Below are 11,503 nucleotides of genomic sequence, written 5' to 3' on the forward strand. Positions count from 1 at the left end.
ACAAAAAACACAGACACCACCAGATTTAAAAGCGCCAAACAGCACGGGGTTTCGCCCCCACCACGCCCCCACAGGCCGCTACCGTGAACCCTGCCGACACAACAAAACACCCCCAGCATGAAACGGAGCAGCCACATGTCGCTCGAGGCACCCCTCCTCTCGACCGACCAACTCTTTGACGAATACGGACAAAAAGACGTCGACAGCCTCATGACCATCGCCGACGGAGCCGTCTTCGGATTCGACCGAGCCCGCGTCGACCTAGGCCCCGCCGGTGGCCTCGTCACCCGCGAATACCTCACCCACCCAGGAGCAGTCGCCGTCCTCGCCCTACGCACCACCTGCGCCGGCAACGACCAAGTACTCCTCATCAAGCAATACCGACACGCCGTCGGCATTCACGAATGGGAACTACCCGCAGGCCTACTGGACAACGACGACGAACCTCCCGCCGAAGCAGCAGCCCGCGAACTCGAAGAAGAAGCAGACATCTCAGCTGCAACCTGGCACACCCTGACCCAATTCGCACCCAGCGCAGGGGCAAGCACCGAAACCATCCGCATCTACCTCGCCCGCGACTTCACCGAAGTGCCCAGCGACCAACGCTACGAACGATGCGGCGAAGAAGCAGACATCCGCACCGCCTGGGTCGACCTGGACACACTCTACGAAGCAGTCATCGCCGGACAACTCGCAAACGCCCCACTCATCATCGGGGTCCTCACCGCCCACGCCGCCCGCGAACGAGACTGGAAAACCTTGCAACCCGCAGACACACCCTTCCCGCTCCACCCCGCACACCGCGACTTATAACACCCCAAATAACCCACAACCAATGTGGTACTGCCCACACCTGCCACTAGTGTGGAACGAACGACTCGCACCACGAGTCCACGCAATGATCCTCGCGCAGCAGCACCAATGGGGCGCGTAGATCCACCGCAGTACCTGGTGCACAATCGCCTACAGCGACTCCGCGCGATGTATCGACATGACAACCCTGGAGGCGCGCATGACGAAGATGTACATCGACGGACAATGGCGTGACGCCCACGACGGCGCCACCCGAGACATCACCTGCCCTGCAGACAACACCCACGTCACCACCGTCGCAGAAGGCAACACAGCCGACGCCCACGACGCAATCCGCGCCGCACGCAAAGCATTCGACAACGGCCCCTGGCCCACAACCCCAACACCAGAACGCGCCGCCCTCCTACGCACAGTCGCCGACCTGCTCACCACCGAAGCAGACGACGTCGCCCGCCTCGAAGCCCTCGACACCGGAAAACGCTTCGTCGAATGCCAAATCGACGTCACCGACATCATCAACGTCTTCCGCCACTTCGCCAGCCTCGCCCAAGAAAACGCAGGCCGCATCGTCAACCCCGGCACCCCTAACGTCTCCAGCCGCATCGTCCACGAACCCATCGGCGTCTGCGCACTCATCACCCCCTGGAACTACCCCCTGCTCCAAACCTCCTGGAAAGTAGCCCCCGCCCTGGCCGCTGGAAACACCTTCATTCTCAAACCCAGCGAACTCACCCCCTCCACCAGCATCTGGCTCATGGACGCCCTCGAACGCGCCGGACTACCCGCCGGCGTGGCCAACCTCGTCCTGGGCCCCGGAGCAACCGTCGGCCAAGCCCTCACCGAATCCCCAGACGTCGACCTCGTCTCCTTCACCGGCGGGCTAGCCACCGGCACCAACATCATGCGCACCGCCGCAGACACCGTGAAAAACATCGCCCTCGAACTCGGCGGCAAAAACCCCAACGTCATCTTCGCCGACGCCAACATCGACGCCGCCATCGACAACGCCCTCACCGCAGTATTCCTCGACTCCGGCCAAGTCTGCTCCGCCGGCGCACGCCTCATCGTCGAAGAATCCATCCACGACCGCGTCGTCGACGAACTCGTCCGCCGCGCCAGCGAAATCCGCATGGGCGGCCCCTTCGACCCCGACGCCGAAACCGGCCCCCTCATCTCCGCCGCCCACCGCGACAAAGTCGAAAAATACGTAGCCAACGCCCTCGAAGAAGGCGCCACCCTCCGCGTCGGCGGCCAACGCCCCGGCGGCGATCTCGAAAAGGGCTACTACTACCCACCCACCATCCTCGACAACTGCCACACCTCCATGCGCTGCGTCCAAGAAGAATCCTTCGGCCCCGTGCTCACCGTCGAAACCTTCACCGGCCAAACAGACGAAGAAAAAGAACGCAACGCACTCACCATCGCCAACGACACCATCTACGGCCTAGCCGGAGCCGTCTGGAGCGAAAACGCAGGCCGCGCAGAACGCGTCGCCCGCAGACTACGCCACGGAACCATCTGGATCAACGACTACCACCCCTACGTCGCACAAGCCGAATGGGGCGGCTACAAACGCTCCGGAATCGGCCGCGAACTCGGCCACCACGGCCTAGGCGAATACCAAGAAACCAAACACATCTGGCACAACACCAGCCCCGCCCGCGCCGGCTGGTTCAACGACAGCCAAGCCTGAACCACCCCCAAGGAGGCGCGCATACCCCTGCGCGCCCCCACACCCCTGCCCACACGGGCACACGAGGACGAAGAAAAGACGAAGGAGAAAAACACATGGCAACCTACGACTACGTCATCGTCGGCGGCGGATCAGCAGGATCCGTCCTCGCACACAGGCTCAGCGCCGACCCCTCCACCACCGTCCTCGTCCTCGAAGCAGGACGCTCAGACTTCAAATTCGACCCACTGATCCACATGCCCGCCGCACTCATGTTCCCCAGCGGCAACCCCCTCTACGACTGGGCCTACGCCTCCGAACCAGAACCCCACATGAACGGCCGCCGCATCGCCCACGCACGCGGCAAAGTCCTCGGCGGATCCTCCTCCATCAACGGCATGATCTTCCAACGCGGAAACCCCACCGACTACGACCGCTGGGCCCGCGAAAACGAAGGCATGGAACACTGGGACTACGCCCACTGCCTGCCCTACTTCAAACGCATGGAAACCGCAGCAGACGGAGCCAACGCATGGCGAGGAGCCTCCGGCCCCCTAAAAATGTCTAAAGGCCCCGCCTCCTCCCCACTCTTCCAAGCCTTCTTCGAAGCAGCCCGCCAAGCCGGCTACCCCATGACCGACGACGTCAACGGATACCGCCAAGAAGGCTTCGCACCCTTCGACCGCAACCTCATCGACGGACACCGCCAAAGCGCATCCCGCTCCTACCTCTGGCCCATCCGCAACCGCAAAAACCTCACCATCCACACCCTCTCGATGGTCACCGGGCTCAAATTCGACGGAAACCGCGTCACCGGAGTCGAATACAAACGCGGACGCAAAAACGAAACCGTCACCGCCGGAGACGTCATCCTCTGCGGAGGCGCCTTCAACTCCCCACAACTACTCCAACTCGCCGGAATCGGAGACCCCGAAACCCTCACCGCAGCTGGCGTAACCCCCCGCATCAACCTCCCTGGCGTCGGCGCCAACATGCAAGACCACCTCGAGGTTTACCTCCAACACAAATGCGCCGAACCCGTCTCCATCGGCCCCTGGCTCAACTACTGGAAAGCCCCCTTCATCGGCGCCTCCTGGCTCCTCGGAAAAGGCGTTGGCACCTCCAACCACTTCGAAGGCGGCGGCTTCATCCGCACCAACAACGACGTGGAATACCCCAACCTCATGTTCCACTTCCTCCCCATCGCCGTGCGCTACGACGGCTCCGGCGAAAAAGGCTCCCACGGCTACCAAGTCCACATCGGCCCCATGAACTCCGACGTCATGGGAACCCTCAAAATCCGCTCCACCAACCCCTTCGAACACCCCGAACTACGGTTCAACTACCTCTCCACCGAAAAAGACCGCCGCGAATGGGTCGAAGTTGTCCGCGCCGCACGCTACATCCTCGACCAACCCGCCATGCGCCCCTTCGACGCCGGCGAAACCTCACCCGGACCCGACGTCCAGTCCGACGAAGCCATCCTCGAATGGGTCAAAAACGACGCAGAAACAGCCCTACACCCCTCCTGTACCGCAGCCATGGGTAAAGGCGAGATGAGCGTCGTCAACCCCGACACCATGCAAGTCCACGGAGTCGAAGGCCTACGCGTCGTCGACGCATCCGTCATGCCCACCATCACCAACGGCAACATCTACGCACCCACCATGATGATCGCCGAAAAAGCAGCCGACCTCATCGCCGGAAACACCCCACTACCCCCCGAACACGCACCCGTCTACCTCGCCAAACACGACATGCCCATCTACCCCGACGGCGATGCACGCAACAACGGATGGGACGCCCGCCGCGACCTCCCCTCCGCCGCAGAACTAGCAGCCAAACAGCAGGGAGAAAACCAGTGACCGTTCCCCTCACACCGGGGAACACACTCACCAGCAAGATCAAAAACGCCGGAGTCCAATGGCCCGTATTCATCGCCTCCAGCGTGGTGATCCTCGTCATTGCACTCTGGGCCATCCTTGACACGACGCGTGCCGGGGCCATCCTCGGCACCGTCGTGGCCTGGACAGGGAAATGGTTCGGCTGGTTCTACGTAGGACTAGCCGCATTCAGCCTCCTATTCGTGTTGATCCTCGCGACATCCGGAAAAACCGGCCGCATCAAACTCGGCCCCGACACCTCCAAACCCGAATACACCTTCTTCGCCTGGGCCTCCATGCTCTTCGCAGCAGGAATCGGTACCGACCTCATGTTTTTCTCGGTCGCCGAACCCGTCGCCCAATACCTCGCACCACCGGCAACCCAGCCACAAACCGTGCAAGCAGCGAAAGAAGCCACCGTATGGACCCTGTTCCACTACGGAATTATCGGATGGGGAATGTACGCCCTCATGGGCATGGCACTGGGCTACTTCGCACACCGCAAAGGACTACCCCTAGCTGTGCGATCAGCCCTACACCCCATGTTCGGCAAACGCCTCGCCGGCGCCCCCGGCCACGCAGTCGACACCGCCGCCATCGTCGGCACCATCTTCGGCGTAGCCACCACCCTGGGAATCGGAGTCGTCCAACTCAACGTCGGACTCGAAATCATGTTCGGCATCCGCCAAGGACTGCCCGCACAAATCGTCCTCGTTGTCATCGCCGTCGGAGTAGCCACCATCTCGGCCACCTCCGGCGTCGACAAAGGCATCCGAATCCTGTCCCAACTCAACGTGCTCCTCGCACTCTTCCTTGCCTTCTACGTCCTGGCAGCAGGCAAGACAGACTTCCTCCTCAACTCTCTAGTCATGAATATCGGCGACTTCGTCTCCATGTTCCCCGGCATGGCAATGGGCACCCTCGCCTACAACGACGCCAGAGAATGGATGAACGCCTGGACACTGTTCTTCTGGGCCTGGTGGATCGCCTGGGCCAGCTTCGTCGGCATGTTCCTCGCCCGCATCTCCCGCGGACGAACCATCCGCGAATTCGTCATCGGCACACTCACCCTGCCCTTCGCCTACATCCTCATGTGGGTATCCATCTTCGGCAACGCAGCCATCGACAGAATCCGCAGCGGAGACAGCGCCTTCGGACAACAAGCACTCAAAGTCCCCGAATACGGGTTCTACGCCCTGCTGCAGCAATACCCAGCAGCGTTCTTCATCGTGGGGCTCGCCACCATCGTCGGACTGCTCTTCTACGTCACATCCGCTGACTCCGGAGCACTCGTCATGGCCAACCTCAGCTCCACCCGCGTGACACCCCGCACCGATGCACAGCCCTGGCTACGCATCTTCTGGGCCGCCGTCACCGCGCTGCTCACCATCGGCATCCTCATGGTCGGCGGAATCCCCGCCCTCCAAAACGCCACCATCATCATGGGCCTACCCTTCGCCATCGTGGTACTGCTCGTCATGGTCGGCCTATGGAAAGCACTCGCCGACGAAGGGCGCCGCATCGAATCCAGACACCGCGTGGTCGAGCCATCCATCCTCGGCTCCTCCACCATGGTTCGCCAACGCCCCTCCTGGCGATCCCGGATGTCCAAGGCGTTCAACACCGTCTCCCGCCGCCGAGCGGAGGAATACCTCAACCGGGTCGTCATCCCCGCCCTGGAAGACGTAGCCACCGCATTCCGCGACGAAGGCACCACAGCCGAAGTCGTCTCCGGCGAAGACGAAGACATGAGCCTCATCGACGCAGGCGACGAACCCACCAGATACGTCGCACTCGTGGCCCAATGCGGAGAAGAAGAAACCTTCCGATACCGCGTCTCAATCCGAACCGTAGCCGCACCCTCATACGGGCGAGCCCTCGACGTCGAAGACGTCACCACACGACTCGAAGTCAACGGGATCTCCGACGAACCCTACGACGTATTCGGCTACAGCACAGACGAACTAAGACACGACATCCTCGACCACTACGAAAGGTACGTCGACTTCCGACGAATCTACGAAATCGAATCCTCGATCACATAAACCCCACAAAAACACCACCGATGCCCCGATCACCACAACCGGTGACCGGGGCATCACCGTGCGCCAAGGCAGGATGAGACACGAAAACAGAAACACCGACAGGAGACAGCCATGGCAAGTTCGGCATTCGGCACCGGTGCCAGCTTCGGCGCACCCCGAAAACACCACACCCCCATCGAAGGACAACAACTACCCGACAACGCCCCCTGCCCCTGCGGGTCAGGCCGCACCTACATCGGATGCTGCGGAGCCCTCCACCACGGACTACGCCGAGCAGGCACCGCCGAAGCACTCATGCGCTCCCGCTACAGCGCATTCGCCCTCTACAACGGCAAATATCTCCTCGACACCTGGCACCCCAACACCCGCCCCGAACACCTGCGCCTAGACCCAGAACACACCTGGACCGCACTCGACATCCTCGACACCCACCACGGAAACACCACCGACACCACCGGAACCGTCACCTATCGCGCCCACGCCCGCGCCCGCGACGGACACACAACCACCCTCACCGAACACAGCAGATTCCAACGACTCAACGGCGCCTGGGTCTACGTCGACGGTGACATCCTCGATTAACACAGGCCGGTGGGGCCGGCCATCCACAATGACCAGCCCCACCAAACACTCAACACAGCGAACGTCAGAACAAACCGACAATCTCACCGTTCTCATCAATATCCATACGCTCTGCCGCAGGATGCTTACCCAAGCCCGGCATCGTACGCATCTCACCAGCGATCGCGTACACATACCCCGCGCCAGCAGCCAAACGCACCTCACGCACAGGCAACCGCCAACCAGTCGGCGCACCCTTCAACTTCGGGTCATGCGAGATAGACAAATGCGTCTTAGCGATAACGACCGGCAAATTACCGAAACCAAGATCCGTGAACCGAGCAAGCTCCTTACGGGCCACCGGAGACAGATCCACACCATCGCCGCCGTACACCTTCGTCGTCACCTTGTGGAGCTTGTCCTCCAACGAATCCGACATCTCATAGCTCGGCGTGAAAGTGGTTTCACTGTTCGCAGCAGCGTGCACAGCCTCAGCCAGCTCCTCAGCACCACGGCCACCATCAGCCACATGCGTAGAGACAGCAACATGCGCGCCCATCTCCTCAGCGATCTCACGAATCGCCTGATGCTCCGAAGCAAAATCACCCGGGAAAGCATTAATAGCCACAACCGGAGCAACACCGAAACCACGAATAATCTCGATGTGCTTACGCAAGTTCGCGGCCCCCTCACGGACGAGATCAGGGTTCTCCGTCTTCATCTCCTCCGGCAGATCCTTACCCGCCGTGATGGTGAACCGACCCGAGTGAGACTTCAACGCCCGCACCGTTGTGACCAGCACCGCCGCATCCGGAGTCATACCCGAAACACGACACTTGATATTGAAGAACCGCTCGGCACCCATATCCGCGCCGAAACCAGCCTCCGTGATCAAATACTCACCCATCTGACGGCCAATCAGGTCACCAACCACAGATGAGTTACCCGTGGCGATATTCCCGAACGGGCCAGCATGGAACAACGCCGGTGTGTGCTCCAACGTTTGCAACAAGTTGGGCTTAATCGCCTCTTTCAAAAGCACCGTCATCGCGCCCGCAGCTTTCAAATCCTCAGCTGTGACCGGTTTGCCCTCATACGAGTAGCCAATGACGATGCGACCCAAACGCTCACGAAGATCATGCAGCGACGTCGCCAAAGACAAAGCGACACCCACCTCAGAAGCTGCAGTGATGTCATAACCGGTCTCACGCGCCACCCCATCCATGCGTGAACCCAAACCGACAATCACATTCCGCAACGCTCGATCATTCATATCGACAACGCGCTTCCAAGAGATCGCACGCGTGTCAATACCCAGCTCATTACCGTGATGCAGGTGGTTATCCACCATCGCGGCCAACAAACTATGCGCCGCCGTCACAGCATGAAAATCACCCGTCAAATGCAGGTTCAACTTCTCCATCGGCACGGCTTGGCTGTAACCAGCACCTGCCGCGCCACCCTTAATACCGAAAATCGGCCCCATCGATGGCTGACGCAAAGCCAACGTTGCCGGATGCCCGATCCGAGACAATCCCTGGGCCAAACCCACCGACGTTGTGGTTTTTCCTTCACCGAACGGAGTCGGAGTGATGGCGCTAACCACAACATATTTCGCGCCACCAGCAACCTTGGAAGGGTTGTTCACCGCATCCAACGACACTTTCGCCACATAGTGGCCATACGGATCCATTTGCTCCGTGGACAGACCGGCGGCCGCACCGATCTCTGAAACGGGACGCAATTCGGCATCCCGAGCAATGTGCAGATTCGAAGGCATGGAGCTGCTCATGTCCTTCATCATGACGCAGCTAACACGCTTACGCAGCGGCTAACTCAGACTGTCGCCCAACTTCTTGCGTTCGAGAACACGAATGCACCCCGCGTAGGATCAAAGAAGACCCCATGCGCCCACACCGTCTATGTGGGCGCGAAGAAAGGAACATGCATGCTCCGCACCCATACAGCCGGCTCACTCCGCTCCAGCGACGCAGGGACCGAGGTCGTTCTCGCGGGATGGGTTGATTCCCGCCGCGACCACGGTGGCGTCGAATTCATCGATGTTCGTGATGCCAGCGGTATCGTGCAGGTGGTTTTCCGTGATGAGGCACTCGCCGGGGGTGTCCGTGCCCTCCGCAACGAGTTCTGCATCCAAGTCACCGGGACAGTCACCCCTCGTGACGCTGAAAACGTCAACCCCGAACTGCCCACCGGCGAGATCGAGATTGTTGCTTCATCCCTCGAAGTGTTGAGCGAAGCAGCTCCACTACCTTTCCAGATTGATGAGCGCATCAACGTCGGTGAAGAAGCCCGGTTGAAGTACCGCTACCTCGACATGCGCCGCCAGCGCCAACATGACGCTCTCGTGCTTCGCTCGAAGGTGACGCACACCATCCGGGAAGTGCTAGCCGCCCACGATTTCTACGACATTGAAACTCCCACCCTGACGCGTTCAACCCCCGAGGGCGCTCGCGACTTCCTTGTGCCGGCTCGTTTGTCGCCGGGCTCGTGGTATGCGCTGCCGCAGAGTCCGCAGCTGTTCAAACAGCTCCTCATGGTCGGTGGGATGGAGCGGTACTACCAGATTGCTCGCTGCTACCGCGATGAGGATTTCCGTGCTGACCGGCAGCCTGAGTTCACGCAGCTCGACCTCGAGATGAGCTTTGTGGACCAGGAAGACGTCATCGCGATTGCCGAAGAAGTGATGGCAGCGGTGTGGAAACTCATTGGGGTGGAGCTGCCCCGGCCAATGCCGCGCATCACGTGGCACGAAGCGATGGACAAGTACGGTTCAGACAAGCCTGACCTGCGCTTTGGCAACGAACTTGTCGAAATGACTGAGTTCTTCGCGCAGACACCTTTCCGGGTATTCCAGAACGAATACGTAGGTGCGGTAGTGATGCCTGGTGGTGGCTCGTTGCCTCGTCGCCAGTTCGATGCCTGGCAGGAGTGGGCACGTCAGCGTGGAGCAAAGGGACTGGCCTACGTCACGATCGGTGAAGATGGTGCGCTTGGTGGACCGGTCGCTAAAAACATTTCCGAAACAGAGCGTGAAGGGTTGGCCGCGAAAGTTGGCGCCAACCCAGGGGATGCGATCTTCTTCGCGGCTGGTGAGCGTGAGGCAAGCCAGGAGCTGCTGGGAGCGGCGCGTCTGGAGATTGCACACCGCACCGGCATGATTCCTGAAGATGCTTGGGCGTTCTGCTGGGTTGTCGACGCGCCAATGTTCAAACCGGTTGAGCGCGCTGTGGCGGAAGGTGATGTGGCGCTGGGTGCAGGTAAATGGAATGCGGTGCATCACGCGTTCACGTCGCCGAAGCCGGAGTTCCTGGACACCTTTGACACTGACCCGGGTTCGGCTTTGTCTTACGGGTACGACTTTGTGTGTAACGGCGTGGAGGTCGGTGGCGGATCTATCCGTATTCACCGCCGTGATGTGCAGAAGCGGGTCTTCTCTGTCATGGGGCTCAGCGAAGAAGAAGCATCCGAGAAGTTCGGCTTCTTGCTTGAGGCGTTCAGCTTCGGTGCACCCCCGCATGGTGGTATCGCGTGGGGTATTGACCGGTTGGTGATGTTGCTCGGTGGGTTTGACACCATCCGGGATGTTATTGCGTTCCCCAAGTCCGGCGGCGGTTACGACCCGTTGACCGATGCTCCTGCTCCGATCACGGTGCAGCAGCGGCGTGAGGCTGGCGTAGATGCCAAGCCGAAGAAGAAGGATGAGGCGAACGCCTCGGATGCTGCTTCGGCAGGAGCTGCTGCGGGTAACTGATGTGTGTGCTGTGCGGCTCGGGTCGAGGTCGACTCGGGCCGCACACGTGTGTCGGGCGCGTTCGGATGGGCGTGCCCGGGTGTTGGATTCTTTGAATTTCTGAAGGAGTTTTCGTGGCTGTTGTTCACACGGTTTTGTTTGATGCTGATGGGGTGTTGCAGGCGCCTTCTGCAGAGTTGGCTAAGCGGTGGGGGCGTTATGCCTTAGAGGGCAGCCGGGAGGCGTTAGCGGAGGAACTGTTTCGGATCGAGTTGCCGTCGTTAGCGGGGCAGGGGCGTATTGAGGATGCGGTGGGGCGTTTCGTGGCTGAACGTGGGCTTCCTGCAGAAGCTGTGGAGGACATTCTTTCTGGGTGGGCCTCGATTGATGTTTTTGCGGAGTCGTTTGCTTTGGTGGATGCGGTGCGTGCGGCGGGGGTGAAGGTGCATTTGGCGAGCAACCAGCAGAGTTTTCGCCGTGATGTGATGTTGGGGCTGGGGTATGCGGATCACTTTGATGAGTTGTTTTTTTCGTGTGATTTAGGGGTGGCTAAGCCTTCTGCGGAGTATTTCCGGAGGTTGCTTGACCGGTTGGGGATTGGGCCGGAGGGGGTTTTGTTTATTGATGACAGGGCTGACAACGTGGCTGCTGCTCGCCAGGTTGGGTTATCGGCGCGGGTGCATGCGCGGCATGACAGCCCGGATCAGGGAATTGGTGATTTGGTGTCGTTGCTGCGTGAAGAGGGAGTGATGTTTGAGTTGGGGTGAGTTAGGTGGGG

The 11,503-nt window shown here is 60.5% G+C and carries 8 protein-coding genes; 7 read left to right on the plus strand and 1 reads right to left on the minus strand.

The window, feature by feature from the left end:
• The first annotated feature begins 135 nt into the window (after positions 1-135).
• The 5 genes from CKV89_RS05880 to CKV89_RS05900 all read left to right on the plus strand — a co-directional run bounded on the left by CKV89_RS05880 (position 136) and on the right by CKV89_RS05900 (position 6,995).
• Positions 136-813 carry an NUDIX domain-containing protein gene (locus CKV89_RS05880; protein WP_051277772.1) on the plus strand — a complete coding sequence of 226 codons (678 nt, stop codon included), beginning with the start codon at positions 136-138 and terminating at the stop codon, positions 811-813.
• A gap of 199 nt (positions 814-1,012) precedes the next feature.
• Positions 1,013-2,506 carry an aldehyde dehydrogenase family protein gene (locus CKV89_RS05885; protein ID WP_028327997.1) on the plus strand — a complete coding sequence of 498 codons (1,494 nt, stop codon included), beginning with the start codon at positions 1,013-1,015 and terminating at the stop codon, positions 2,504-2,506.
• A gap of 95 nt (positions 2,507-2,601) precedes the next feature.
• The gene (gene betA / locus CKV89_RS05890) at positions 2,602-4,350 is read left to right on the plus strand and encodes a choline dehydrogenase (RefSeq protein ID WP_028327996.1); all 1,749 of its coding nucleotides are present in this window, start codon (positions 2,602-2,604) and stop codon (positions 4,348-4,350) included.
• Entirely contained in the window at positions 4,347-6,413 is a 2,067-nt protein-coding gene (gene betT / locus CKV89_RS05895) for a choline BCCT transporter BetT (protein ID WP_028327995.1), read from the plus strand. Before betA ends, betT begins: the two co-directional genes overlap by 4 nt.
• 111 nt (positions 6,414-6,524) lie before the next feature.
• Positions 6,525-6,995 carry a YchJ family protein gene (locus CKV89_RS05900; RefSeq protein WP_154657721.1) on the plus strand — a complete coding sequence of 157 codons (471 nt, stop codon included), beginning with the start codon at positions 6,525-6,527 and terminating at the stop codon, positions 6,993-6,995.
• A 64-nt stretch (positions 6,996-7,059) separates the two neighbouring features.
• Here the strand turns inward: CKV89_RS05900 and CKV89_RS05905 are convergent, their stop codons facing one another.
• The gene (locus CKV89_RS05905; RefSeq protein WP_197697037.1) at positions 7,060-8,766 is read right to left on the minus strand and encodes a formate--tetrahydrofolate ligase; all 1,707 of its coding nucleotides are present in this window, start codon (positions 8,764-8,766) and stop codon (positions 7,060-7,062) included.
• A 156-nt stretch (positions 8,767-8,922) separates the two neighbouring features.
• On the opposite strand from CKV89_RS05905, the gene aspS reads away from it, so the two are divergent.
• Both aspS and CKV89_RS05915 read left to right on the plus strand, forming a co-directional pair.
• Complete coding sequence (aspS, locus tag CKV89_RS05910) at positions 8,923-10,746, plus strand: aspartate--tRNA ligase (protein WP_028327992.1); 1,824 nt, start codon at positions 8,923-8,925, stop codon at positions 10,744-10,746.
• A 113-nt stretch (positions 10,747-10,859) separates the two neighbouring features.
• On the plus strand, positions 10,860-11,492 hold the full coding sequence (locus CKV89_RS05915; RefSeq protein WP_051277771.1) for an HAD family hydrolase: 633 nt from the start codon (positions 10,860-10,862) through the stop codon (positions 11,490-11,492).
• Positions 11,493-11,503: the final 11 nt, after the last annotated feature.

Origin of the sequence: Dermatophilus congolensis, from assembly GCF_900187045.1 — a bacterium.
Taxonomy (GTDB): Bacteria; Actinomycetota; Actinomycetes; order Actinomycetales; family Dermatophilaceae; genus Dermatophilus; species Dermatophilus congolensis.

What these genes read in the sequence shown, in the direction of transcription:
- CKV89_RS05905 (WP_197697037.1), bottom strand. Translation starts at nt 8,766, where the DNA reads ATGAGCAGCTCCATGCCTTCGAATCTGCACATTGCTCGGGATGCCGAA.
- CKV89_RS05900 (WP_154657721.1), top strand. Translation starts at nt 6,525, where the DNA reads ATGGCAAGTTCGGCATTCGGCACCGGTGCCAGCTTCGGCGCACCCCGA.
- CKV89_RS05885 (WP_028327997.1), top strand. Translation starts at nt 1,013, where the DNA reads ATGACGAAGATGTACATCGACGGACAATGGCGTGACGCCCACGACGGC.
- aspS (WP_028327992.1), top strand. Translation starts at nt 8,923, where the DNA reads ATGCTCCGCACCCATACAGCCGGCTCACTCCGCTCCAGCGACGCAGGG.
- betA (WP_028327996.1), top strand. Translation starts at nt 2,602, where the DNA reads ATGGCAACCTACGACTACGTCATCGTCGGCGGCGGATCAGCAGGATCC.
- CKV89_RS05880 (WP_051277772.1), top strand. Translation starts at nt 136, where the DNA reads ATGTCGCTCGAGGCACCCCTCCTCTCGACCGACCAACTCTTTGACGAA.